The 25,298-nt window shown below is 65.2% G+C and carries 25 protein-coding genes; 17 read left to right on the forward strand and 8 right to left on the reverse strand.

All coding sequences use genetic code 11. The annotated features are described in order from the left end of the window. Positions 1–98: 98 nt before the first annotated feature. The gene (gene metK / locus LDZ26_RS13215; RefSeq protein ID WP_244847574.1) at positions 99–1,286 is read left to right on the forward strand and encodes a methionine adenosyltransferase; all 1,188 of its coding nucleotides are present in this window, start codon (positions 99–101) and stop codon (positions 1,284–1,286) included. A gap of 75 nt (positions 1,287–1,361) precedes the next feature. Here the strand turns inward: metK and LDZ26_RS13220 are convergent, their stop codons facing one another. Further along, positions 1,362–1,643, reverse strand: a complete 282-nt coding sequence (locus LDZ26_RS13220) for a hypothetical protein (RefSeq protein ID WP_244847575.1) — start codon at positions 1,641–1,643, stop codon at positions 1,362–1,364. A 384-nt stretch (positions 1,644–2,027) separates the two neighbouring features. Here LDZ26_RS13220 and LDZ26_RS13225 point away from each other — a divergent pair, with 384 nt between their 5' ends. Then, positions 2,028–2,804, forward strand: a complete 777-nt coding sequence (locus tag LDZ26_RS13225; protein ID WP_244847576.1) for a phytanoyl-CoA dioxygenase family protein — start codon at positions 2,028–2,030, stop codon at positions 2,802–2,804. Positions 2,805–2,808: 4 nt separating this feature from the next. On the opposite strand, the gene LDZ26_RS13230 is transcribed toward LDZ26_RS13225, so the two are convergent. Together LDZ26_RS13230 and LDZ26_RS13235 are read right to left on the reverse strand one after the other, a co-directional pair. Then, a complete protein-coding gene (locus tag LDZ26_RS13230; RefSeq protein WP_175938776.1) occupies positions 2,809–3,012 on the reverse strand; it encodes a DUF3185 family protein in 204 nt (67 codons plus the stop codon). A gap of 76 nt (positions 3,013–3,088) precedes the next feature. Continuing rightward, positions 3,089–3,883: a mechanosensitive ion channel family protein gene (locus tag LDZ26_RS13235; protein ID WP_244847577.1), complete on the reverse strand. Its 795-nt coding sequence runs from the start codon at positions 3,881–3,883 to the stop codon at positions 3,089–3,091. A 213-nt stretch (positions 3,884–4,096) separates the two neighbouring features. On the opposite strand from LDZ26_RS13235, the gene mgrA reads away from it, so the two are divergent. From mgrA to LDZ26_RS13295, 12 genes are all read left to right on the forward strand, one after another. Further along, positions 4,097–5,143, forward strand: coding sequence for an L-glyceraldehyde 3-phosphate reductase (gene mgrA, locus LDZ26_RS13240; RefSeq protein ID WP_244847578.1), 1,047 nt, complete (start codon positions 4,097–4,099; stop codon positions 5,141–5,143). Positions 5,144–5,523: 380 nt separating this feature from the next. Beyond that, positions 5,524–6,294, forward strand: a complete 771-nt coding sequence (locus tag LDZ26_RS13245) for a ferredoxin--NADP reductase (RefSeq protein WP_175938781.1) — start codon at positions 5,524–5,526, stop codon at positions 6,292–6,294. Positions 6,295–6,608: 314 nt separating this feature from the next. Then, on the forward strand, positions 6,609–7,454 hold the full coding sequence (locus LDZ26_RS13250) for a sensor histidine kinase (protein WP_244847579.1): 846 nt from the start codon (positions 6,609–6,611) through the stop codon (positions 7,452–7,454). Between the two features lie 8 nt (positions 7,455–7,462). After that, complete coding sequence (gene rqpR, locus LDZ26_RS13255) at positions 7,463–8,119, forward strand: response regulator transcription factor RqpR (protein WP_244847580.1); 657 nt, start codon at positions 7,463–7,465, stop codon at positions 8,117–8,119. Between the two features lie 139 nt (positions 8,120–8,258). Continuing rightward, positions 8,259–9,701, forward strand: coding sequence for an amino acid permease (locus LDZ26_RS13260; RefSeq protein ID WP_244847581.1), 1,443 nt, complete (start codon positions 8,259–8,261; stop codon positions 9,699–9,701). 286 nt (positions 9,702–9,987) lie between these two features. Further along, complete coding sequence (locus LDZ26_RS13265) at positions 9,988–10,464, forward strand: (2Fe-2S)-binding protein (protein WP_244847582.1); 477 nt, start codon at positions 9,988–9,990, stop codon at positions 10,462–10,464. A gap of 52 nt (positions 10,465–10,516) precedes the next feature. Then, positions 10,517–12,925: a xanthine dehydrogenase family protein molybdopterin-binding subunit gene (locus tag LDZ26_RS13270; RefSeq protein ID WP_244847583.1), complete on the forward strand. Its 2,409-nt coding sequence runs from the start codon at positions 10,517–10,519 to the stop codon at positions 12,923–12,925. A gap of 11 nt (positions 12,926–12,936) precedes the next feature. Next, the gene (locus LDZ26_RS13275) at positions 12,937–13,743 is read left to right on the forward strand and encodes a xanthine dehydrogenase family protein subunit M (protein ID WP_244847584.1); all 807 of its coding nucleotides are present in this window, start codon (positions 12,937–12,939) and stop codon (positions 13,741–13,743) included. Continuing rightward, positions 13,743–14,639, forward strand: coding sequence for a MoxR family ATPase (locus LDZ26_RS13280; protein WP_244847585.1), 897 nt, complete (start codon positions 13,743–13,745; stop codon positions 14,637–14,639). The genes LDZ26_RS13275 and LDZ26_RS13280 overlap by 1 nt, the downstream gene beginning before the upstream one ends. Then, positions 14,615–15,847: a VWA domain-containing protein gene (locus tag LDZ26_RS13285; protein WP_244847586.1), complete on the forward strand. Its 1,233-nt coding sequence runs from the start codon at positions 14,615–14,617 to the stop codon at positions 15,845–15,847. The genes LDZ26_RS13280 and LDZ26_RS13285 overlap by 25 nt, the downstream gene beginning before the upstream one ends. Continuing rightward, the gene (locus LDZ26_RS13290; protein ID WP_244847587.1) at positions 15,838–16,383 is read left to right on the forward strand and encodes a CoxG family protein; all 546 of its coding nucleotides are present in this window, start codon (positions 15,838–15,840) and stop codon (positions 16,381–16,383) included. Before LDZ26_RS13285 ends, LDZ26_RS13290 begins: the two co-directional genes overlap by 10 nt. After that, positions 16,356–17,375, forward strand: a complete 1,020-nt coding sequence (locus LDZ26_RS13295; RefSeq protein ID WP_206467296.1) for an XdhC family protein — start codon at positions 16,356–16,358, stop codon at positions 17,373–17,375. The genes LDZ26_RS13290 and LDZ26_RS13295 overlap by 28 nt, the downstream gene beginning before the upstream one ends. A gap of 31 nt (positions 17,376–17,406) precedes the next feature. Here the strand turns inward: LDZ26_RS13295 and LDZ26_RS13300 are convergent, their stop codons facing one another. The 3 genes from LDZ26_RS13300 to LDZ26_RS13310 form a co-directional block, all read right to left on the reverse strand. Continuing rightward, on the reverse strand, positions 17,407–18,129 hold the full coding sequence (locus tag LDZ26_RS13300) for a PepSY-associated TM helix domain-containing protein (protein ID WP_370650619.1): 723 nt from the start codon (positions 18,127–18,129) through the stop codon (positions 17,407–17,409). 156 nt (positions 18,130–18,285) lie between these two features. Beyond that, positions 18,286–19,320 (reverse strand): serine/threonine protein kinase, encoded by a 1,035-nt coding sequence (locus LDZ26_RS13305; protein WP_244847589.1) that lies wholly within the window; start codon positions 19,318–19,320, stop codon positions 18,286–18,288. Positions 19,321–19,397: 77 nt separating this feature from the next. Next, the gene (locus LDZ26_RS13310; RefSeq protein ID WP_244847590.1) at positions 19,398–19,610 is read right to left on the reverse strand and encodes a hypothetical protein; all 213 of its coding nucleotides are present in this window, start codon (positions 19,608–19,610) and stop codon (positions 19,398–19,400) included. Between the two features lie 324 nt (positions 19,611–19,934). On the opposite strand from LDZ26_RS13310, the gene LDZ26_RS13315 reads away from it, so the two are divergent. Then, a complete protein-coding gene (locus LDZ26_RS13315) occupies positions 19,935–21,200 on the forward strand; it encodes an MFS transporter (protein ID WP_244847591.1) in 1,266 nt (421 codons plus the stop codon). A 208-nt stretch (positions 21,201–21,408) separates the two neighbouring features. Further along, positions 21,409–21,591, forward strand: a complete 183-nt coding sequence (locus LDZ26_RS13320; RefSeq protein ID WP_175938812.1) for a hypothetical protein — start codon at positions 21,409–21,411, stop codon at positions 21,589–21,591. Between the two features lie 34 nt (positions 21,592–21,625). Here the strand turns inward: LDZ26_RS13320 and LDZ26_RS13325 are convergent, their stop codons facing one another. Then, positions 21,626–22,330, reverse strand: a complete 705-nt coding sequence (locus LDZ26_RS13325) for a dienelactone hydrolase family protein (RefSeq protein ID WP_244847592.1) — start codon at positions 22,328–22,330, stop codon at positions 21,626–21,628. 533 nt (positions 22,331–22,863) lie between these two features. Here LDZ26_RS13325 and LDZ26_RS13330 point away from each other — a divergent pair. Then, entirely contained in the window at positions 22,864–24,009 is a 1,146-nt protein-coding gene (locus tag LDZ26_RS13330) for a branched-chain amino acid ABC transporter substrate-binding protein (protein ID WP_244847593.1), read from the forward strand. A gap of 57 nt (positions 24,010–24,066) precedes the next feature. On the opposite strand, the gene LDZ26_RS13335 is transcribed toward LDZ26_RS13330, so the two are convergent. Then, entirely contained in the window at positions 24,067–25,290 is a 1,224-nt protein-coding gene (locus LDZ26_RS13335; protein WP_244847594.1) for an MFS transporter, read from the reverse strand. Positions 25,291–25,298: the final 8 nt, after the last annotated feature.

Genomic DNA, 25,298 nt, shown 5'->3' on the forward strand with positions numbered 1-25,298 from the left:
CAGGACGGAGAAAGGACATCCGCTAAAGCGTCGCCGCTTCAGACTCCAAACGAAGTCGGCTACGTGAATCTCAACCGTACTCAATTGGAGTCTGAAGCGTGTCGAACGACTACCTGTTTACCTCCGAATCCGTTTCCGAAGGCCACCCGGACAAGGTCGCCGACCAAATCTCCGACGCTATTCTCGACGCCATCCTGACTCAGGACAAATACTCGCGCGTCGCGGCGGAAACCCTCTGCAATACCGGTCTCGTCGTCCTCGCGGGCGAAATCACGACCACCGCGAACGTCGATTACATCCAGATCGCGCGGGACACCATCAAGCGCATCGGTTACGACAACACGGACTACGGCATCGACTATCGCGGCTGCGCGGTGCTCGTCGCGTATGACAAGCAATCGCCGGATATCGCGCAAGGCGTGAACAAGGCGCACGACGACAATCTGGACCAAGGCGCGGGCGACCAGGGTCTCATGTTCGGTTACGCGTGCGACGAAACGCCCGAACTCATGCCGCTGCCGATTCACCTGTCGCACCGTCTCGTCGAGCGTCAGGCGAACCTGCGCCGCGACGGCCGTCTGCCCTGGCTGCGTCCGGACGCGAAGTCGCAAGTCACCGTGCGCTACGTGGACGGCAAGCCGCACTCCATCGACACCGTCGTGCTCTCCACGCAGCACGCGCCGGACATCGAGCTGCCGCAACTGCGCGAAGCCGTCATCGAAGAAGTCATCAAGCCGACGCTGCCGAAGGAACTCATCAAGGGCGACATCAAGTTCCTGGTGAACCCGACGGGCCGGTTCGTGATCGGCGGTCCGCAAGGCGACTGCGGTCTGACGGGCCGCAAGATCATCGTCGATACGTACGGCGGCGCGGCTCCGCACGGCGGCGGCGCATTCTCGGGCAAGGATCCGTCCAAGGTGGACCGCTCGGCCGCTTACGCGGGCCGTTACGTCGCGAAGAACGTGGTCGCGGCCGGTCTGGCGTCGCGCTGCCTGATTCAGGTGTCGTACGCCATCGGCGTTGCGCGTCCGACTTCGGTGATGGTGAACACGTTCGGCACCGGCCGCGTGTCGGATGCCGAGATCACGAAGCTCGTGCTCGAACATTTCGATCTGCGTCCGAAGGGCATCATCCAGATGCTCGACCTGCTGCGCCCGATCTACGAAAAGTCGGCGGCGTATGGTCACTTCGGCCGCGAAGAGCCGGAATTCTCGTGGGAAGCCGCGGACAAGGCGCTGTTGCTGGCCGAAGCCGCCGGCACCGAACCGGTGGTGCGCGTGGCGTAAGCCTCAGGCGCGATAAATAAAAAACCGGCAGGCATCGCGCCTGCCGGTTTTTTTTGGGGCGATGCGCGTCGTTCTTCAGCGCACCGCGAACGCATACCAGCCGGGGCTGGTCGCCGACGTGCGACGCGGCCGGCGGCTCGTCAGCGCGGCGGCTCGCGGCTTCGGCGATGGCGCGCGCAGTTGCATCGGGCGGCGCAGCAGCGTGCGCAGCGACACGTCGCGCGAGGCGGCGCGTGCGCGCAGATTCAGAAAGAATCCGCGAAACCAGGAGCGGATGCCATCGACCGGATGCGTGTTCGTCGGTTGCGGCGCGAGCGCCTGCGTGCGGGCGGAATGATGCCGCAACGCGCGGATCATGCCGCGCCGGGCGGGCCGAGCGGCACGGGATGCGGCGCGTCGAAGGCCCTTAGCGATTCGGTGGTTCATGTCGGCGATAGGTTCGTCTGCGTGGTGGCAAACTCGACAGTAGTCGTCTCAAAAATAGCGTTCAAGGCTTCGATTCAACCCCGGCAGCGAAGTTGCACCGAAACGATGCGGCCAATGTACCGGACGTGCGTGACTGTCGTAAGTCCGCGTTTTCCCTGCCGGCTACTGAAGCAGTCCCTTCACGGCGCGGCGCGCGAGCCATGCTGCGAGCGCCTTTGCGGCCCGCGCGACTTACAATGCCCGTATTCGCCCCAATTTTCGGGTATTGCGCTGGCTGCATGAGGCGATATCGAAGCCGCGCCGAGGCCGACCAACATGTCTGAACAAACGTCGCTGAAATCGAAGAGTGATCAGGTGCACGAGCTGCGCCAAATGGGCTTCGTCATCGTGAAGGGGCTCGTGTCCGAGGCGCGCTGCGACGCGCTGCGCGAGGTCGCGCAGCGTCAATTGGCCGAAGCCGTCGCGCCGGTCGAATACGAAGCCGACCTGAAGTATCCGGGCGCGCCGGAATCGAAGCACGCGCCGGGCGGACATACCGTGCGGCGGCTTCTGGATGCGCACGGGCGCCATCCGCTATTCGCGGAATTCGCGACATCGCCGGAAGTGCGCGGCTGGATGGAGTTGTACTTCGGCGAAACGCCGTATCTATCGCGTGCGCATCACAACTGCGTGATGACGAAGCACCCGGCGTACGGCAGCCTGACGGGCTGGCATCGCGATGTGCGTTACTGGGCGTTCGAGCGGGACGATCTGGTTTCCGCGTGGGTCGCGCTCGGCGATGAAACCGTCGAAAACGGCGCGCTGTGGTTCGTGCCGCGATCGCACAAGCTCGCGTTCACGTCGGACCGGTTCGACGACGCGAAATTCTTCCGCGCCGATTTGCCGGAGAACACGCCGCTGATCCACACGGCGGTCTCGCCCAAGCTCGCCAAGGGCGACGTCGTGTTCTTTCACTGCAACACGCTGCATTCCGCAGGCAAGAATCTCACCGATCAGGTGAAGTTTTCGCTCGTCTACACGTATCGCGGCGCGAGCAACGCGGCGTTGCCGGGCACGCGATCCGCGTCGAAGCCGGAAGTCGCGCTCGTCTGATGGTTCAGCGTTTCGAGGGCAGCGCGAGTCCGATCAGCCCCGCGAGCGACGCGACAATGCCGCCCGCGATCAGCCAGATCGTCTTGTTGGTCGGCGAGCCCGTGAAGAAGCGCGAGACGTCGTTGCTCAACGAGTGAAACGACTGTCCGCCGAAGTACAAGAGCACGATGCCGCCGACGAGCAACGCAAGGGAAATCGCTCGGGTCATCAAGGGTCCTCGTTAGTTTCGGGATAGGGCGCGCCAGCTTACAAGGCGCGCCGCAGAGCGTCCAGTCAGGCCACGGTCACGCCGCGACCGGCACGCGCGTGAGCGGCTGAATCTGGCGCAGCAAGTCGGCCTGCACGGCCGGATGGTCGCTTGCGCGCGTCCACACGCCCACGTTGAACTTCACGCCGGTATCGGTGTAATCGGTGACGGCGATCCACGGCGCCGACGCGCCGTCCTGCACGATGCGCGCATCGCCCGTCACGAGCCTGCGCAGCTCGCCGAGCACGCGCTCGACGTCCTGACCGTGCTGCACCAGAAAGTTGAGCACGACGCGCCGCTGCTCGTTCGCGCTGTAATTCGTCACCGGATTCGCCCAGATGATGCTGTTCGGCACGTACATGACGACGCCGTCCGCCTTCGTGAGCCGCGTGGTGAAAAGGCCGATCTCGTTGACCGTGCCCGCCGTCACGCCGATTCCCTCGATATAGTCGCCGACGCGAAACGGCCGCAACAGCAGCAACATCAAGCCGGCTGCGATGTTTTGCAGCGTGCCCTGCAGCGCCAGTCCGATGGCAAGCCCCGCCGCGCCGAGCACGGTCAGGATGCTCGCCGCCGCGATGCCGAACTTGCCGAGCGCCGCGACGATGGCGACCACGCGTATCGCCCACATCACGAGACTGGCGAGCACCGGCGTCAGCGTGGCATCGACGTTCGTGCGGTTGAGCGTGCGCCGCAGCGCGTTCGCGACGATGTTCGAAATCCACCAGCCGACGGCGACGATCAGAATCGCCATCAGAAGGTTGACGCCGTACGTCAGCCCGAGCGTGAGCATGAAGTCGTAGGCCGGGCGCAGTTTGTCGATTGAATCCATAAAAAGGCTCCTTGTGCGATGAATGCGTTGACCAGGCGGCGCGCCGTGTGCTCCCGCATATCGGGAGGCGAATGCCCCCCGCTCGCGCCGTCGCCGATTGGCTTAACATTGACGGCTTTGGTCGATTCGCGAGCATAGAGCAGCGGCGCGCATCCACCGGCTTCACGATTGTCAAAGTTAGTCCAAAACCGCCACTCGCAAAGGAAATCTGTCATGGCTTACGAAGCAGCATCCGAGCGTTACTCCTCGCAGATGCAGTACCGCACGTGCGGCAAATCCGGGCTCAAGCTGCCGGCGCTGTCGCTCGGTCTCTGGCATAACTTCGGCGACACCACGCCCATTTCGACGCAACGCGACATCCTGCGCACCGCATTCGATCTCGGCGTCACTCATTTCGACCTCGCGAACAACTACGGGCCGCCGTTCGGCAGCGCGGAAACCAACTTCGGGCGTATCTTCAAGGACGACTTCAAGCCGTATCGCGACGAACTGCTGATTTCGACGAAAGCCGGCTGGGACATGTGGCCCGGTCCGTACGGGCAGGGCGGCGGCTCGCGCAAGTACGTACTCGCGAGTCTGGATCAAAGCCTGAAGCGCATGGGGCTGGATTACGTCGATATCTTCTACTCGCATCGCTTCGACGCCGATACGCCGCTCGAAGAGACCGCCGGCGCGCTCGCGACCGCCGTGCATTCGGGCAAGGCGCTGTATGTCGGCATCTCGTCGTATTCGGCCGCGAAGACGCGCGAAATGGCCAGGCTGCTCGCCGAACACAAGGTGCCGCTGCTGATCCATCAGCCGTCGTACAACATGCTGAACCGCTGGATCGAAGAAGAACTGCTCGATACGCTCGACGAGATCGGCGCGGGCAGCATCGCGTTCACGCCGCTCGCGCAAGGGCTGCTCACGAGCAAGTATCTGAACGGCGTGCCGCAGGATGCGCGCGTCAACAAGCCGGGCGGCGGATCGCTCAAGCAGGAACACCTGAGCCAAGAAAATCTGGAGCATGTGCGCAAGCTCAATGAACTGGCGCAGCGGCGCGGCCAAAGCCTGGCGCAGATGGCGCTCGCGTGGGCGCTGCGCGGCGGGCGCGTGACCTCTGTGCTGATCGGCGCGAGCCGCGCGGAACAAGTCACCGAAAACGTCGGCGCGTTGAAGAATCTGGAGTTCAGCCAGGAAGAACTCGCGGAGATCGACAAGTACGCGCAGGAAGGCGGCATCAATCTGTGGGAAAAGCCGTCGACGGATCAGCGTATCTGAGCGTCTTAGGGCCGCATTCCGCCAGAAGGGTGATTCGGAAGCGGCTCCGCTACGGTTGCTATCATGCGGGCTCGCGGTTCATTCGCTGCTGACCGGCAGCGAGCAGAATCGGCGGCAGCGGCGGCGGCGCGTGGCGGATCGTCACGCGCTGCTGGCGATCCGGCCCGAGGACGCCCGGCGGCTATCGGGTTAGAATAGCCGATTGCACCCATGCAATGCCCGGCCGCACGACTGCCGACGCGGGCCTGCCGCAAACACGCCGCACAGAGCCGAAAGTTCGGACGAAAGCGCAAGCCGCTCGTCCTTCGCGCGGCGTCGAGCGACCCGCGTTCCGGCGCTCCGGCCGTGAGCGTCACCGTTTTCGCATAGTCCAAGAAGCCATGAGCAACCTCAACTCTCAAACCGTTCTGAGCGTCCACCACTGGACCGACACGCTTTTCAGTTTCACCTGCACTCGCGACGCCTCGTTCCGCTTTGAGAACGGCCAGTTCACGATGGTGGGCCTCGAAGTCGACGGCAAGCCGCTTCTGCGCGCCTACAGTCTCGCGAGCGCGAACTACGAAGAGCATCTCGAATTCCTGAGCATCAAGGTGCCGGACGGCCCGCTGACTTCGCGCTTGCAGCACCTGAAGGTCGGCGATTCCGTGCTGATCGGCAAGAAGCCGACGGGCACGCTCGTCGCGGACAACCTGTTGCCGGGCAAGACGCTGTGGCTGCTTTCCACTGGCACGGGCCTCGCGCCGTTCATGTCGATCATCAAGGACCCCGACGTCTACGACCGCTACGAGAAGATCGTGCTGACGCATACGTGCCGCTTCGTCGATGAACTCGCGTACAAGGACTTCATCACCGAGCACCTGCCGGCGCACGAGCACATCGGCGAGATCGTCTCGGAGAAGCTCGTCTATTACCCGACCGTGACGCGCGAAGAATTCGCGAACCGCGGCCGCATCACGGACCTGATCGAGACGAAGAAGCTGTTCTCGGATCTGTCCGTGGAGCCGTTCTCGATCGAAAACGACCGAGTGATGCTCTGCGGCAGCCCGCACATGCTGCGCGACACCCGTCAGTTGCTGGACTCGCTGGGCTTCCAGGAAGGCAGCAACAACCATCCGGGGCATTACGTCGTCGAAAAGGCGTTCGTCGGCTGATTCTGGTTGGCGTGTTCGCGAAGAAGCCGGGGCAGATCGCTCCGGTTTTTTTTCGCCTGCTTGCGGGCTGCTTGTTACAACTGCGGACAGCCTTTGCCGCGCTTCAGCTGCGCTGCTGTTATCAATCGACATGAAGTTCTGCCGCCGCGGCCTTGTCGGACATGGATCAATCATATTTTTGAGATATGATGCGATCACGTCGAAGCGATGCGCAAATCGTGCATCGTCCGATTTCCATGTTACAGAGTGTAAATTTAGTTACGCCGACTCGCGGTGCGAGGACGTAGCTCAAGTTGCGCTCAAAGCGAGGAAAAATGAACCCGTCGGCCCTGATCGGACTGGATCAGCGTGCAACGTCCAGCGCGACCGTGCGCGGCGTGTCGTCAGCGACGCCGGAGGCATCCGGCTTACCGTTTTCCGTTCTCTTCGACGCCAAGCGGGAAAGCGACCGCGAGGTCGAACGCCTTCGCGCCCGCGTACGGGACCTCGCTTCGCAAGTCTGCGCGGCCGATGAGCGCGTTCGCCGCAGCATCGCCGCCGATCTGCACGACGAAGCAGGCGCGATTCTCACCGCCGCGAACCTCGCAGTCGCGCGCGCCGAATATCTGCTGCCCGCCGATGCGCCCGCTGCCTGTTCGGAAGCACTGCGCCAGGCGCGCGAATGTCTCGCCGAAGTCGCTGCATCGAACCACCGGATCGTGGAGGGCCTGCACGCGCCGGCGCTCGACGACGGACTTCCCGCCGCGCTCGCCGAATGGCTCGCAACCTTTGGCGCGCGCGCCGGTCTCTCCGTCAATTTATCTTGTTCAGTTGAAATTTACGCGAAGCGCCTGCCGCAAGGTCTGTCGCATGCGTTCTTTCGCATCACGCAGGAAGCGCTGAACAACGTCGCGCGGCACGCGCATGCGACGCGCGCGAACGTGACGCTCACAGCCGACGACGACGCGCTCACGCTGGTGGTGGACGACGACGGCATCGGCATCACGCCCGCTGCGCGGCGCAAAGCCGGGCGGCTCGGGTTCGAGAGCATGCGCGCTCGTTGCGAGGCGTTCGGCGGCACGCTGCGCGTGAGCGCATCGAAAACGGGCGGGACCTGCGTGCGCGCCCGCCTGCCGTGGACAGCCGCACCGCGCGCCGCGCTGCGCGCGGTCAACGACTGAGCGCGCGCATGGCGCTCAGGATTCTTCTCGCCGACGATCACGCCATCGTGCGCCGTGGCGTCGCGCAGTTGCTGCTGGAGCGCGGCGTCGCGTCGGAGGTCAGCGAAGCGGCATCGGGCGCGCAGGCACTCGCGCTGGCGGCGCGCGCCTCGTTCGACGTCGCGCTCCTCGATATTTCGCTTCCCGATACCTCCGGCCTCGACGTGCTGAAGCGCCTCAAGCGCGACACGCCGCGTCTTCCGGTGCTGATGTTTTCGATGTATCGCGAAGACCAGTATGCGGTGCGCGCGTTGAAGGCAGGAGCGGCAGGTTATCTCTCGAAGACGGCGGACCCCGCGCTGATGATCCGCGCCGTTCAACAGGTCGCCGCCGGCCGCAAGTACGTCAGCCCGGAAATGGCGGAGGCGCTCGCCACCTACGTCTCGCTGGATAGCGAGCGGATGCCGCACGAGAACTTGTCGGACCGCGAGTTCCAGACGCTGTGCATGCTGGCGTCGGGCAAGCGGCTGACTGACATCGCAAACGCGCTGTCGTTGTCGGTCAAAACAGTGAGCGTCTACCGCACGCGGTTGCTGGACAAAATGAAGCTCGCCAACAACGCCGAACTGACGTTCTATGTCCTCTCGAACCGCCTCGTCGATATGAACCCCGCGATCGCAGGCTGAGCGGCGGTTTATCGCAAACAAGATAAAACGCACCGCGCGGGCGCATGCTGCCCAATTTCTGGGCATTCTCGAAGTCTCCGATAGAATGTCGGGTTTTCCCGCAGCAGGGCGCGCGAGCGCCGCATGGAGACTTACCGCAATGTCGTTGTTCCGCAAGAAAAACATCGAGCACATGCTGGCCGGCGCGCACAGCACGTCACTCAAGAAAACGCTCGGCGCGCTGGACCTCACGTTTCTCGGCATCGGCGCGATCATCGGCACCGGCATCTTCGTGCTGACCGGCACCGGCGCGGTGCAGGCCGGGCCCGCGCTGATGGTGTCGTTCATCGTCGCCGCGATTGCGTGCTGTTTCGCCGCGCTCGCCTACGCGGAGTTTTCGTCGACCATTCCGGTCGCCGGTTCCATCTACACGTATTCGTACGCGACGCTCGGCGAACTGGCCGCGTGGATCATCGGCTGGGACCTGATGCTCGAATACGGGCTCGCGACGTCCGCCGTTTCGGTCGGATGGTCGGGCTACCTGCAATCGCTGCTGTCGGGCTTCGGCATCAGCCTGCCGACCGCGCTCACCGCCGCGCCCGGCGCGCTGCCGGACCACGTCACGTACTTCAACCTGCCCGCGTTCCTCGTGATGATGGTCATTACGTGGCTGCTGTCGATCGGCGTGAAGGAATCCACGCGCATCAATAACGTCATGGTCGCGATCAAGGTCACGGTCGTGTTGCTGGTGATTGCGGTCGGCGTGTTTCACGTCACGCCGGCGAACTGGCATCCGTTCATGCCGCACGGCTGGTCGGGCGTGTTCGGCGCGGCGGCGGTCATGTTCTTCGCGTTCATCGGCTTCGATTCGGTGTCGTCCGCAGCCGAAGAAGTGAAGAACCCGAAGCGCGATTTGCCCATCGGCATCATTTCGTCGCTCGCGGTGTGCGCGGTGCTGTACGTGGCGGTGGCGGCGGTCGTGACGGGCATCGTGCCGGCAGCGCAGTTCGCGCATATTTCGCATCCGGTGTCGTACGCGCTGCAAGTGGCGGGGCAGAACTGGGTGGCCGGTTTCATCGACCTGGGCGCGGTGCTCGGCATGCTCACCGTAATTCTCGTGATGAGCTACGGCCAGACGCGCATCATCTACGCGATGTCGCGTGACGGACTGCTCCCCGCCAAACTCTCGAGCGTGCATCCGCGCTTTGCGACGCCGTTCTTCACGACGTGGCTCGTCGGCATTTTCTTCGGCCTGATCGGCGCGCTCGTGCCGCTTAACGTGCTCGCCGAGCTGATCAACATCGGCACGCTCGCCGCGTTCTCAATGGTGTCCATCGCCGTGCTGATCCTGCGCCGCACGCATCCGGACCTGCCGCGCGCATTCCGCTGCCCGGGCGTGCCGGTCGTGCCGATTCTCGCGGTGGCGTCGTGTTTATTCCTGATGCTCAACCTGACGGCGACGACGTGGATTGCGTTCGTCGTCTGGCTCGTGATCGGGCTCGTGATTTACTTCGCGTATTCGCGCCGTCATTCCGCGCTGGGCCGCGTTCAGGCGCAGCCGACGAACGCGAAGGCCGCGAAGCGGGAAACCGTGACGCATTAACCGCTTGTCTGATGGATCAGCGCAGAACGCCGCTCCCTTTCGGGCGGCGTTTTTTTTCGCCCGTCGGCAAGGGCGGCACGGGCGTGCGCCTAATAGCGACGCCCGCTGATTTGTGCTTTACTCGCCGTACACATAACACGAAATTCCAGCCGGACGCGACGCGCGGGCAGGTAGAGACGTGGCGACGTGCGTGACCCGAGTGACGTTAAGGCTGGTCCATCCCCTTGCAATCATGCAAGGACCGTAGCGAGGCGAAAAGCCCGCCGCGGTCGACAAGGAGACAGTAATGACGCTCAGCATCAGCCTGACGGTCAACGGCAAACCCGTGACCGCGAAGGTGGAACCGCATGTCCTGCTCGTTCAGTTTCTCCGCGAAAACCTCGGGCTGACCGGCACGCACGTCGGCTGCGATACCGCGCAGTGCGGCGCGTGCACCGTTCATCTCGATGGCCGCGCAATCAAATCGTGCAACATCCTCGCCGCGCAGGCCGACGGCATGAGCGTGACGACCATCGAGGGCATGTCGAAAGACGGCCGGCTTCATCCGATGCAGGCGGCGTTCAGGGAATGCCACGGCCTGCAATGCGGCTTCTGCACGCCGGGCATGGTGATGAGCGCGAGCGCGCTCGCAGCCGAATCGCCCGATCTTACGGAAGAAGAAGTCCGCGATCAGCTCGACGGCAATCTGTGCCGCTGCACGGGCTATCACAACATCGTGAAAGCCGTTCTCGAAGGCGCGCAGAACATGAAAGCGGGCGCCTGACTCCCTCGTTCTCTTTTCGACACCACGAATCGCGCCTATCACGGAGACCGCGATGAATGCCCCTGAGCAACAGAAACTGATCGGCGCTGGCGTCAAGCGCAAAGAAGACTATCGCTTCCTGACCGGCGCGGGCCAGTACACCGACGACGTCGTGCTGCCGCGCCAAAGCTATGGCGTGTTCCTGCGCTCGCCGCACGCGCACGCGCGCATTCGCGGCATCGACATCGCGCAGGCGCTCGCATCGCCGGGCGTGATCGGCGTGTTCACCGGCAAGGATCTCGCGGGCGAAAACGTCGGCGGCTTGCCGTGCGGATGGCTGATCCACAGCACGGACGGCTCGCCGATGCACGAGCCGCCGCATCCCGTCATCGCGCATGACAAGGTGCTGCACGTGGGCGATCAGGTGGCGCTCGTCGTCGCGGAATCGGTGAAGGAAGCGAAAGATGCGCTCGAACTGATCGAGGTCGATTACGAAGAACTGCCCGCTATCGTCGATACGGGCAGCGCCGCCGACGCAGGCCAGCCGCTCGTGCACGACAGCGTGCCGAACAACGTCTGCTACAACTGGGGCCACGGCGACAAGGCGCGCACCGACGCCGCGTTCGCGCAGGCCGCGCATGTCACCACACTCGATATCGTGAATCAGCGGCTCGTGCCGAACGCCATCGAGCCGCGCGCCGTCAACGCGAGCTATTCGAAGCACGACGACAGCTACACGGTCTACGTCGCGAATCAGAATCCGCACGTCGAGCGTTTGTTGATGGCGGCGTTCGTGCTGTCGCTGCCGGAATCCAAGCTGCGGGTGATTGCGCCGGACGTGGGCGGCGGCTTCGGCTCGAAGATCTTCCTGTATCCGGAAGACGTGGCGCTGACGTGGGCATCGAAGAAAGTCGGGCGTCCGATCAAATGGACCGCCGAGCGTTCAGAAGCCTTCGTCTCCGACGCGCACGGCCGCGACCACGTCACCAAAGCGGAACTCGCGCTCGACAACGACGGCAAGTTCCTCGCGATGCGTGTCCACACGACGGCGAACATGGGCGCGTATTTGTCGACCTTCGCGTCGTCGGTGCCGACCGTGCTGTACGCGACGCTGCTCGCCGGTCAGTACGCCACGCCCGCCATCTACGCCGAAGTGAAGGCCGTGTTCACGAACACTGTTCCGGTCGATGCCTACCGCGGCGCGGGCCGTCCGGAAGCGACGTATGTGGTCGAACGGCTCGTCGAGACGGCGGCGCGCGAACTGAATATCGATCCCGTCGAATTGCGCCGCCGCAACTTCATCCGCGAGTTTCCGTACGCGACGCCGGTCGGCCTCACCTACGACACCGGCGACTACGACGCGTGCCTGAACCGCGCGCTGGAACTCGCGGACGTCGCGGGTTTCGCCGAGCGGCGCGCGCAGTCGGAGAAAGAAGGCAAGCTGCGCGGCATCGGTTATTCGTGCTACATCGAGGCGTGCGGGCTCGCGCCGTCGAACGTGGCGGGCGCGCTCGGCGCGCGGGCGGGCCTCTTCGAAGCGGGCGAAGTGCGCGTGCATCCGACCGGCTCCGTCACCGTGTTCACCGGCTCGCACAGCCACGGTCAGGGCCACGAGACGACGTTCGCGCAAGTGGTGGCGGACCGGCTGGGCGTGGCGCTGGAAAACGTCGAGGTCATTCACGGCGACACCGGGCGCATTCCGTTCGGCATGGGCACGTATGGATCGCGGTCGATTTCGGTCGGCGGCTCGGCGATCATGAAAGCGCTCGACAAGGTGGAAGCGAAGGCGAAGAAGATCGCCGCGCATTTGCTGGAAGCGTCGGCGGAAGACATCGAGTTTTCGAACGGCGTGTTCCGCGTCGCGGGCACGGACCGAACCAAGAGCTTCGCGGAAGTCTCGCTCGCCGCCTACGTGCCGCACAACTTCCCGCTCGAAACCATGGAGCCGGGTCTCAACGAAAACGCGTTCTACGATCCGACGAACTTCACGTATCCGTCGGGCGCGTATGTCTGCGAAGTCGAAGTGGATCGCGACACCGGCGAAACGCGCATCCAGAAGTTCACTGCGGTGGACGACTTCGGCAACGTGATCAACCCGATGATCGTGGAGGGCCAGGTGCACGGCGGCTTGGGCCAGGGCATCGGCCAGGCCATGCTGGAGCGCTGCGTGTACGACAAGGAGAGCGGCCAGCTGCTTTCCGGCTCGTTCATGGATTACGCGATGCCGCACGCCATCGACTTGCCGAACTTCACCGTCGAGACCGCGAAAGGCACGCCGTGCACGCACAATCCGCTCGGCGTGAAGGGCTGCGGCGAAGCGGGCGCGATCGGCTCGCCGCCCGCCGTCATCAACGCGATTCTCGATGCGCTCGCGCCGCTCGGCGTCAAAGACTTGCAGATGCCCGCGACGCCGCACCGCGTCTGGACTGCGATGCACGCGGCCCAAACGGCACAATCCGCCCAAACCGCCGAAACCGCCTGACGGAGACCGATATGTACGCATTCGACTATCAACGGCCGGACGAGGCGCAAGCGGCGGTGGCCGCGCTCGCGGCGAACGGCGACGCCAAATACCTCGCGGGCGGCCAGAGCTTGCTGCCGACCATGCGCTTGCGGCTTGCGCAGCCGTCGGCGCTCGTGGATGTGACGCGCATCGCGTCGATGAAAACCGTCACGCTGGATGCCGACAAGCTGACCATCGGCGGCGCGATGTGCCATGCGCAGGTCGGCGCGAACGCGGACGTCAAACGCACGCTGCCGGGCTTGGCCGACTTGGCGAGCCGCATCGGCGACCGACAGGTGCGCGAGCGCGGGACCATCGGCGGCTCGCTCGCCAACGACGACCCCGCCGCGTGCTATCCGTCCGCCGTGCTCGCGCTCAACGCGACCATCGTGACGGACCGCCGCCGCATCGCCGCCGACGACTTCTTCCTCGGCATGTACGAGACCGCGCTCGAACCGGACGAACTGATCACCGCCGTCGAGTTTCCGCTCGCCGAGCGCGCGGCTTACGAGAAGTTTCGCAACCCGGCGTCGCACTTCGCGCTCGTCGGCGTGTTCGTCGCGAAGCATGCGGACGGCGTGCGCGTCGGCGTGACCGGCGCGGCGCCTTCCGCGTTCCGGGCCAGGGAACTGGAAGCGGCGTTGTCGAAGGACTTCTCGGTGGCGTCCGCGCGCAGCGTGACGATTCCCGCCGACGGCCTCAACGACGACATGCACGCGAGCGCAGCCTACCGCGCGCATCTGATTCCGGTGCTGGCGGGCCGCGCCATCGAACGCGCGCTGTCGTTCTCGGCGTGATGATCGACGAACCGGCTTCCATCGACGACACGCTCGCGCGCCTGCGCGAGCAGCAGTACTTCGCAAGCCGCGAGCTGGCGACGGCGCTCTTTCTCGCGCTGAAGATGCAGCGCCCGCTCTTTCTCGAAGGCGAGCCGGGCGTCGGCAAAACCGAACTGGCGAAGGCGGCGGCGGGCTTGTGCGGCACGACGCTTTTGCGTCTCCAATGCTACGAGGGGCTCGACACGGCGAGCGCGCTGTACGAATGGGACTATCCGCGTCAGATCATGGCGCTGCGCCTCGCGGAAGCCGCGGGCGAAACGCCGTCGAACGATTCGCTGTATCGCGGCGAGTTTCTGCTGAAGCGGCCGCTGTTGCAGGCGCTCTTGCCCGATTCCGCGAACGCGGACGCGCGGCGCGTGTTGCTGATCGACGAAATCGACCGCGCGGACGAGCCGTTCGAAGCGTTTCTGCTGGAACTGCTGTCGGACTTTCAGGTGTCGATTCCCGAGTACGGCACCGTGCGCGCGGCGCGGCCGCCGCTCGTGATCATGACGTCCAACCGCACGCGCGAAGTCCACGATGCGTTGAAGCGCCGCTGTCTGTATCAGTGGATCGGCTATCCGGCGCGCGACGTCGAACTCGATATCGTCGCGGCGCGTGCGCCGGAGGCGGGCGCGGCGTTGCAGGCGCGGGCCGTCGCGTTCGTCCATCAGTTGCGCACGATGGACTTGTTCAAGGCGCCGGGCGTCGCAGAGACGATCGACTGGTGCCGCGCGCTTGCGGCGTTGTCGGTCTCGGAACTCGACCCGCAATCGGTGCAGGACACGCTCGGCGTGCTGCTGAAGTATCAGGACGATCTCGCGCGCATGGACGCCGCGACGCTCGCGCAATGTCTTTCGACGGCGCGGGCGTGACCGTGGAACCGTTCGCGCGCAACGTCGTCCATTTCGTGCGCTTGCTGCGCGGCGCGGGGCTCGGCATGTCGCCGTCGCAGGCGGTCGATGCGCTCGACGCGCTGCGCTTCATCGACCTGGGCCGGCGCGATGACGTGCGCGCGGCGCTCGCGTGCCTGCTGGTTCATGCGAGCGACGAGCGCGAGATCTTCGATTCCGCGTTCGATCTGTTCTGGCGCGATCCCGATTGGGAAAGCAAGCTGCGCGCGCTCTTGCTGCCGAAGATTCAAAGCGCCGCGCCGCCGCCGAAGCGCAACAACCGTCTCGCCGACGCCCTCGCCACGCGCACCGACGCGCGCGAAACGCGCGAGAAGCCGCAGCCCGAATCGCCCGCCGAAGAGACGCACGCGCGACTGTCGTTCAGCGCGCAAGAGCGGCTGAGTCATCGCGATTTCGACACCCTCAGCGCCGACGAGTGGCGCGCGCTGCGGCATCAGATTCGCGCGCACCGGCTGCCGCTCGCGACCGAGCCGACGCGCAGGCTGAAGGCGGCGTCGCGCGGCATGCACGCAGACTTGCGCGCGAGCGCGCGGCAAGCCGTCCGCGCGGGCGGCGACTGGACCGTGTGGAAGTATCGCGCGGCGGTGGAGCGCAGGCCGCCGCTGGTTCTGCTGCTCGACATTTCCGGTTCGATGAGCGCGTATTCCCGCGCCGTGCTGTACTACTGTCACGCGCTTTTGCAATCGCGCGAACGCTTGCAGGTGTTCCTGTTCGGCACGCGGCTCACGAACGCGACGCGCGCCTTGCGCGAGCGCGATCCCGATGTCGCGGTGACCGCGCTCGGCGAACAAGTGGCCGACTGGTCGGGCGGCACGCGCATCGGCGCGGCGCTCGCGGAATTCAATCGTCGCTGGGCGCGTCGCGTGCTGTCGGGCCGCGCGACCGTGCTGCTCGTGACCGACGGGCTGGACCACGAGGCCATCGACGTGCTCGATGCGGAAATGGCGCGGCTCAGGCGCTTCGCGCATCGGCTCGTGTGGCTCAATCCGCTGTTGCGATTTGCCGGCTTCACGCCGCGCGCGCGAGGCGTGCGCGCGATCCTGCCGCACGTCGATGCGATGCTCGCGGCTCACAACCTCGACAGCCTGGCCGCTGTCGGGCGGGAAATGGCGGCGCTTTCCGCGCGCGGCGCGCCCCGAATGCCAGGAGGACACACGCAATGGAACTGACCGAAACGCATACCTTGCCGGTGCCGCAGGATCGCGCGTGGGAGGCGCTCAACGACACGGCCATGCTCAAAGCCTGCATCCCGGGCTGCGACAGCATCGAAGCGGACGGCGAAAATGCCTATGCCGTCGGGATGACTGCCGCCGTCGGTCCGGTGAAGGCACGCTTCAAGGGACGCATGGAACTGACGGATATCGACGCGCCGCACACCTATACGATCGTCTTCGAAGGGCAGGGCGGCGCGGCGGGCTTCAGCAAAGGCACGGCCAAGGTGAACCTCGAACCCGGCGAGGACGCGGACACGACCAAGCTCACCTACAGCGCGCACGCGCAGGTCGGTGGCAAGCTCGCGCAGATCGGCTCGCGGCTCGTGGACGGCGCAGCGCGTAAGATCGCGGGTGAGTTCTTCAAGCGATTCGGCGCGAAGTTGCAGGGCGCAGGGGAAACCCAGTCGGATGGCGTCGCGGACGAACCGGCTGACGCCGACAAGGAAGAGAAAGGAAAGAAATCATGGACAGCGTGGATCTCGAAGTCCTGAAGAACAGCGCGCGATGGCTCGAGGAAGGGCATCGCGCGCTGCTGGTCACGGTCGTGAAGACATGGGGCTCGTCGCCCCGGCCGGAAGGCGCGATGCTCGCGGTGCGCGACGACGGCCATGTGGTCGGCTCGGTGTCGGGTGGGTGCATCGAGGACGATCTGATCGACCGCGTGCGGCAGCGGGGCATCGAGCAGTCGAAGCCGGAAGCCGTGAAATACGGCATCAGCGCGGAAGAAGCGCACCGCTTCGGCTTGCCGTGCGGCGGCACCATTCAGCTCGTGCTGGAGCCGCTCACGCGCGAAAGCGGCATCGCGGAACTGTGCGCGGCGGTGGAAAGCGGGCGGCTCGTCGCGCGCACGCTCGACATGGCGACGGGCGCCGCGCGCCTCGAACCCGCGCAGGCCACGGACGGCGTGCTCTTCGACGGCGCGAAGCTCCTCACCATTCACGGTCCGCGCTACCGGATGCTCGTGATCGGCGCGGGGCAGTTGTCGCGCTATCTGTGCAGCATCGCGGTCGGGCTCGATTATCAGGTGACCGTGTGCGATCCGCGCGAGGAGTACACCGACGAGTGGGACGTGCCGGGCACGACCATCGTGCGCACCATGCCCGACGACACCGTGATGGACATGAAGCTCGACGAGCGTTGCGCGGTGATCGCGCTCACGCACGATCCGAAGCTCGACGATCTCGCGCTCATGGAAGCGTTAAAGACGCCGGCGTTCTATGTCGGCGCGCTCGGTTCGCGGCGCAATAACGCGGCGCGGCGCGAGCGGCTAAAAGAGTTCGATCTCAGCGACGCCGAGCTCGCGCGGCTGCACGGGCCGGTCGGCATCTATATCGGCAGCCGGACGCCGCCGGAGATCGCCGTTTCGATTCTCGCGGAAGTGACGGCGGCCAAGAACGGCGTGTCGCTGCCGGAACTGCTGCAAGTGGAAGGCGCGAAGGCGGCACGCGAAGTCGCCGGAAAAGGCGAAGTGTGCGGCGTGTGACGGCCGCACAATAAAGCGCCGCCGTTGCCGCTTACATCAGCCCGCACACGATCATCGCGACGAGCGACACCGTCACGATCGCCGCGCCCGCCGTGCGCCGCTTGTTGAGCTCGGTCCACAGCAGCACGCCGGTGAGCGACAGAAGAATCAGACTGCCGGCGAGCGTGTCGATCAGCAGCACCCAGCCGACGCTCAGGCCAACGCCCTTGTGAAGGTTCGTCAGCATCGCGAGGAAGGTGTTTTCGGTGCGCTTCACCGAGACGAAGTTGTTGCCGACCCAGTACTCCGCCATGACGCTGCTGCCCGGCGACGCGATCATCGTCGACCACTGCTCGGGCTGCATCGTGCTCTTGTCGCCCCAGCCGACAGGATGCGCCGGCTCGCGCCGCGTGCGGCCGAGGTTGCCATCGAGTTGGAGTTCCTTCTTGAGCCACATGCCCATGTCGCGCGGCGACTTGAAACCGCCCGCGGGTAGCGGAAGCTGCATCTGCGAAACTTGCGGCTCGCCGGTCGAGACGCGCAGCGGCGGCGCGCGGTGGTTCAGCAGAAAACCGGTCACGCCGAACAACAGCCCAAGCAGCGCGCCCCACAAGCCGACCCAGCCGTGAACCTTGCGCAGCCACTTGAGAAACGTCGAGCGGCGCGAGCGGTTCTTGCGCGCGGCTTCGTCGGCGTGGTCCATCGGGCGTCCTTGCGGACGGTAACGAGCGTTGTCGCGCGTCGGCGGCGGGGTGAAAGTGTCAGGCGCGTTCAAGCGTCTCTCCGGGGTCGGCGGGTTCGTCGGCAACGCCACGCCCTGACCGACGCAGTCGTTCAGGGCGGGCAAATGAGAATCGTTATCATTGCACGTCGAAACGCCTGACACAATGCTTTCTGGCGTCGCAAAGACGCCGCTTCGTCACCAAAAATTTCAGACGGGCCAGAGCGGCCCTTCCTGCATCGCGCCGATTTGCTCCCGCAGTTCGAGGATGCGGTCTTCCCAGTAACGCTGCGTGTTGAACCAGGGGAACGCGGCGGGGAACGCAGGATCGTCCCAGCGGCGGGCGAGCCACGCGGCGTAGTGGATCAGCCGCAATGTGCGAAGCGCCTCGATCAGATGCAGCTCGCGCTCGTCGAAGTCGCAGAAATCTTCATAGCCTGCGAGCAGATCGGAGAGCGCACGCGACGCTTCCGCGCGGCCGGCCGGCAGCAACAGCCACAAATCTTGGATCGCCGGGCCCATGCGGCTGTCGTCGAAATCGACGAAATGCGGGCCCGCGTCCGTCCACAACACGTTGCTCGGGTGGCAGTCGCCGTGCATGCGCAGATGCCGCACGTCGCCGGCGCGCTCGAAGCATTGCGCGACGCCGTCCAGCGCCATCGACACGGCGCGCTCGTAGGCTTCGCGTACGTCGTCGGGCACGAAGCCGTGCGTCAGCACAAACTCGCGCGGTTCGTAGCCGAAGGTTTGGATGTCGAGCGTCGGCCGCTCGCGATACGGCTCGATGCCGCCGACGGCGTGAATGCGCCCGATGAAGCGACCGAGCCATTCGAGCGTTTCGCGGTTGTCGAGGTCGGGCGCGCGGCCGCCGCGTCGATCGAAGACGGCGAAGCGAAAGCCTTCGAACTCGTTGAGCGTCGCGCCTTCGAGAACGCGTGCCGGAACCGCCGGAATCTCGCGCGCGGCGAGGCTCGCGACGAACGCGTGTTCTTCGAGAATCGCTTCATTCGACCAGCGCCCCGGCCGATAAAACTTCGCGATGACAGGCGGCCCGTCTTCGACGCCCACCTGATAGACGCGGTTTTCGTAGCTGTTGAGCGCGAGCAGCCGGCCGTCGGTGCGCGCGTCGGCGGTCAGGAGCACGCTGTCGACGGCGTCGAGCACTCGCTCGGGCGTGAGGCCGGCGAAGGGCGGCGCGGCGTCGGAAGCGGGGACGCCGGCGGAGTCGGAATGATTTGAGTTCATTCCGGCATTGTGCGCCTTCCGGCGGCGGGCATCAGTGTCGCTTCAACTCGGCGCACAGGTCGCCGACACAACGCCGCTCAATGAACGACCGAGTTCGACGGGCGCACCATATCGCCCGTATCGATCAGGTCTTCGAGAAAGAACGGCTCCGTGTTCAAGAGCTTCGTGACGCCGGGCTCGCCCGCGTACCACGCGACCATGGCCATGTCGCCGAGAATGCGCATGACGATGCCGCGCGCGCCGTGAGGCACGGCAATATGCACGGAGCGGACAATCGAACCGATTTGCATGATGAAACCCCGTTTCCATGCCGGCTCAATGAGACGCCGGTCATATGTTCCAACAGCACGGGCTTGTGACGGCGCGTGCACCAGACAATCGCCGCGTCTTTGTTGCGGGAAGCGCGACCTGCGCGGCTTTCATGAACGATTGTGCGCTTACTTTAGCCTATGGCAACGCGCAAACGCGATGCCCAATGCCGCGATTTGTTGCCCAGCGCAGACGTTCGACGCATGTTTGCTCTCTGCGGCACATGGAATGCGCCGCTGCATCCGGCAAAACCCTGAGGGACGGCGTATCGTTGAGGCATTCAGTTTTAAGCGGAGACTTCATTCGTGAACGCATCACCCGCGCCGCAGCGCAAAGATGTGCCGCCCGCGTCTGCGGAACTCTATCTCGAGCGCGGCTCGCGAGCCTACTGGCGCGCTGCGCTCGCGCTGCTCTTCGCGGGCTACGCGACGTTTTCGCTGCTGTATTGCGTGCAGCCGCTGCTTCCTGAATTCACGAAGGACTTCGGCGTCAGCCCGGCGGTCAGCGCGCTCGCGGTGTCGGTGAGCACGGCGGCGTTGGCGGTGGCCATTTTCATCGCGGGATTCGTCTCGGAAAGCTGGAGCCGCCACCGCTTGATGACGCTGTCGCTGCTCGCGTCGTCAGTCCTGACGGTCATTGCGGCATTGCTGCCGAACTGGCACGCGCTGCTCGTGGTGCGCGCGCTCGAAGGCTTCGCGCTCGGCGGCGTGCCGGCCGTCGCGATGGCGTATCTCGCGGAAGAAGTGCATCCCGAAGGACTCGGCCTCGCGATGGGCCTCTATGTCGGCGGCACGGCGATCGGCGGCATGGCCGGGCGCGTGATCAGCGGCGTGCTCGCGGACTTCTTCGGCTGGCGCGTCGCGATCGGCGGCATCGGCGTGCTCGGACTGCTCGCGACGCTCGCGTTCCGGTCGCTGCTGCCGCCGTCGCGACGCTTCAAGCCGCGGCGCGGCGTCGGGTTCTCGCATCACCGGAGTTCGCTGGTCGGGCATCTGCGGCATGGCGGCCTGCCGTTTCTCTTTCTGATCGGCTTCGTGCTGATGGGCAGCTTCGTCACGGTGTACAACTACGTCGGTTATCGGCTGCTGGGCGCGCCGTTCGGGCTCAATCAAACGCAGATCGGCGCCATTTTCACCGTGTATCTCACGGGCGTGGTCGCGTCGCCGTGGTCGGGCAAGATGGCCGATGCCTTCGGCCGTGGCCGCGTGCTGATTGCCGCGATCGTGCTGATGATGACCGGCATCGCGCTGACGCTTTCGATGTCGCTGCCGGTGATCATCGGCGGAATCGCTTGCCTCACGTTCGGCTTCTTCGCGGGCCATTCGGTGGCGAGCGGCTGGGTCGGCCGGCTCGCGACACAGGCGAAAGGGCAGGCCGCCGCGCTGTATCTGCTGGCGTATTACCTGGGATCGAGCCTGATCGGATCGTATGGCGGGCACTTCTGGACCGGCTTCGGCTGGCCGGGCGTGGCCGGGTTGATCGCCGGATTGCTCGTGCTCGGCGTCGCGGCTGCCGCTTATCTGAACCGCCGCGAACGGGCGCTGACTCGCGCGCCGTCGAAAGCCGAATGAAATCGGACGAAACTAAGGGTTTTACCGCGTTCGCTTAATAACGCGGGCTGCGGAGCCTTCTGTCGCAAGGCTTCGGCGCTTTCAGCGAGCCCTGTTTCGCGACGACAGCGCAACGCGCTTTCTCCCGCCGCCTATACTCGAATCGTCGATGCGCACATTTGCGCCGGCACGATTCGAGCAAGAAAAGCAGGACGATGGGAGACGCACCATGACGTATTTCACGATCGGCGATTTCATTCTGGTCATCCCGATGGCGCTTGCCGGCGCGCTGTTCCTCGGCGCCATTCCGTGCGCATCGCACTTCAAGAACAACGTGCTTCGAGCGTGCGGCGCGCTGGTGGGCGTGCTCGTCGCGTTCCTGCTGGTCGAGGGCTTGCCCGCGCTGATATGACGGCGCGCGGCGTTCGCCGCGCGCGCTTCGCTGCTTACAGGTGCTGGCCGAGGAACGTCAGCGTGCGGCCGTGCGCGAGCGCCGACGCCTTCGCGTTGTACGACGCGCGATCGCCGCAGTTGAAGCCGTGATCGGCGGCCGGGTAGACGTACAGTTCCGAATCCGCGCGGCCGGCGAAACGCTGGCGCACCGCATCGACGGCATCGGCGGGAATGTGCGCGTCGAGTTCGCCGTAGTGGAACTGAATCGGCGTCTTCACCTGATCGGCCTTATCCAATTGATTCTGGATGCCGCCGCCATAGTAGGCCACGGCCGCATCCACCGAGCCTTGCGCCGCCGCGAGATACGCGAGCCGGCCGCCGAAGCAATAGCCGATGGCGGCGACCTTGCCGCTCACTTCCGGCAGCGCGCGCAGCGCCTTGGCAGCCGCGCCGACATCGGCGACGGCCGAATCCAGGTCGGTCTTTTGCAGCAGTTCCATTGCCTTTTCGCGATCCGCGCCTTCGTAGCCCAGTTCGACGCGCGGCTGCGTGCGCCAGAAAACGTCGGGCGCGAGCGCGACATAGCCATCGGCGGCGTATTGGTCGGCGACGCTGCGGATATGCGCGTTCACGCCGAAGATCTCCTGCAGGATGATCACGGCGGGCCCCGTCCCCGTCTTGGGCAGCGCGAGGTAGCCCTGGAAGCTGCCGCCGTCGGCGGGAATGTCGATCCATCGGGAAGTCACGGTTACGGTCACGTCGATGCTCCTTGCTCGGTTGACTGATAAGAACAGGCGAGTGAGTTTGCCAGCTTTCCCTTTCAGCCGCCTGAGCGCGGTCAGCTGTTGGCGAGAAGCAGGCACGCGGATTGACCGGGCAGGCGATTTTTAGAGGCGCATGCCTAAAGCCAAGCGTTAAACGGCTTTTGAAACCGGCTAATGGCGACCAGCGCCGCGCGATTATCGGCAGACTGGCAGAGGGCGTAAAGGCCGGTCGGAAACCCGCATCGGTTGGGCCTCGCGGCGCAATCGCCACCACAAACGGGCAGCGTTCTCAACTGGCCGTTAATCGGTAGTCACACCAGTATCTTAAAAAACTTCCCTAAATTAATTTGACAACCCTACACTTCTCGCGCGGTGCGGATGGCGGCTGCCACAAACAGCCGGCCGGAAGGACTTGCCAAGTGCAATACGATGCATCCGGCGTGGTCGTCCACGGGACTGAGCGATCGTGATGAAAGACGGGGCACAGGGCGATTACGTTGTTTTTGGGACCGAAACTGGAGACTTACATGAACACCAAGCTTCACAAAGTGTTGCCGATCAGCGCCGCAGCCGTGCTGTTCGCTACGTTGGCAACGTCCGCAGCAGCCGACCAGGTCGTCAAGATCGGTCACGTCGCTCCGCTGACCGGCGGTATCGCTCACCTGGGCAAGGACAACGAAAACGGCGCGCGGCTCGCAGTCGAAGAGATCAACGCGAAGGGTCTCACCATCGGCGGCCAGAAGATCACCCTGCAACTGGACCCGCAAGACGACGCAGCCGACCCGCGGACCGCTACGCAAGTCGCGCAGAAGCTCGTCGACGACAAGGTCGTCGCAGTGGTCGGCCACCTGAACTCCGGTACGTCCATCCCGGCATCGAAGATTTATAGCGACGCGGGCATCGTCCAGATCTCGCCGTCCGCAACGAACCCGACCTACACGCAGCAAGGCTTCAAGACGACGTACCGCGTCGTCGCGACCGATGCGCAGCAAGGCCCGGCGCTCGCGAATTACGCGGCGAAGAACCTGAAGGTGAAGAGCGTCGCCGTGGTCGACGATTCGACCGCCTACGGTCAGGGTCTCGCGAACGAGTTCGAGAAGACCGCGAAGTCGCTGGGCCTGAAGGTCGTCTCGCACGACGCGACCAACGACAAGGCCGTGGACTTCCGCGCGATTCTGACGAAGATCAAGGGCGAGAACCCCGACGCCGTGATGTACGGCGGTATGGACGCGACCGGCGGCCCGTTCGCCAAGCAGGCGAAGCAGCTCGGCCTGCGCGCGAAGGTGCTCGCGGGCGACGGCGTCTGCACGGAAAAGCTGGCTGACCTGGCCGGCGACGCGACCGACAACGTCGTGTGCTCGGAAGCAGGCATGGCGCTGGAAAAGATGGAAGGCGGTCAGGCGTTCGCTGCGAAGTATCAGAAGCGTTTCGGCCAGCCGATCCAGATCTACGCGCCGTTCACGTATGACGCCGTGTACATCATCGTCGACGCGATGAAGCGCGCGAACTCGGCCGATCCGGCCAAGATCCTCGCCGCGATGCCGAACACGGACTACAAGGGCGTGATCGGCCAGACGAGCTTCGATTCGAAGGGCGACCTCAAGCACGGCGTGATCTCGCTGTACGACTACAAGGCAGGCAAGAAGACGCTGCTCGACGTCGTCAAGATGTAATCGCAGTCGGGCGTAAGCTCGGAACAACGCGCGGACTTCGAAGGTCCGCGCGTTTTTTTATATCTTCAGGCGTCTGAGGATGCGCGGACCGATCAGCGCGATCGCCGCGCAGCACGCCGCGACGACGCACAAGCCGATGGGCAGCGTGCTCACCTGCGCGACGCCGCCGATCAGCACCGGCCCGAGCAGCAGACCGAAGTACGCGAGCCCGGCGACCTGCGCGAGCCCTTCGGCCGCCGTGACGCCTTCGACGCGCGCCGCCGCCGCGAAGAGCACCGGCATCATGTTCGCGAGCCCGAGGCCCATCAGCGTGAAGCCCGTCATCGTGACCAACGCGTGCGGCACGACGAGCGCCATCACCATGCCGACGAACGCGAGGCCCGCGCTGCCGAACACGAGCTGCGGCGCGCCGAAGCGCGCGCGCACCGCATCGCCGCCGAAACGCCCGGCCGCCATGCCGCCGGAGAATGCGGCGTACGCGGCGCTCGATAACGACGGCGACGCCTCGACGACATCGCGCATATAGACGGTGGCCCAGTCGTACATGGCGCCTTCCGCGATCAGCGCGACGAGCGCGAGGCCGCCCAACGCCCACAGCGCCCCCGAGCGCCAGCGATTCGAGGACGACGCCTTCGCGTGCGCCTCGTGATGCGGCACGTGCGGCAGAACCGACGGCATCGAAGCCAGCAGCACAATAAGACTCGCGCCCGCCGCGAGCGCCAGGTGCGCCGCCGGCGCGAGCCCGTGCGCGAGGAGCGTGCCGCCGATTGCCGCGCCCGCCATCCCGCCGATGCTGAACATGCCGTGCAGCGACGACATGATCGGCCGCCCGAGCGCCTCTTCGACGGCGCTCGCTTCGGCGTTCATCGCGACATCGAGGGTGGCCATGCCCGCGCCGAACAGCGCGAGCACGATCAGCAGCAGCCAGAAAGACGGCACGACGAGGATGAGCGCGCCGCATACCGTCATCGCGATGCCGCCCGCCATGCAGGCCGCGCGCGTGCCGGCTCGTGCGATCCACGATCCGGTGGTGATCATCGTGAAGATGGAGCCGCCAGCGACCGCGAACAATGCGAGCGATAGCATGCCGGGACTGAGCGCGAACTTGTCGCGCACGGTCGGAACGTGGACGCCCCACGACGCGTACATCATGCCCGCGATGAAGAAGACGGCCATCGTGGCGTAGCGTGCGCGCTGGCGTGTGGCTTGAGGGAGACTGCGATGCACCGCGAGCGATGGATTGGACTCGCGGGCGGAAGAAGCGGAAGTCGAGTCGGACACGGTTGAGC

The organism is Caballeronia sp. SL2Y3, from assembly GCF_022879575.1.
Lineage (GTDB): Bacteria > Pseudomonadota > Gammaproteobacteria > Burkholderiales > Burkholderiaceae > Caballeronia.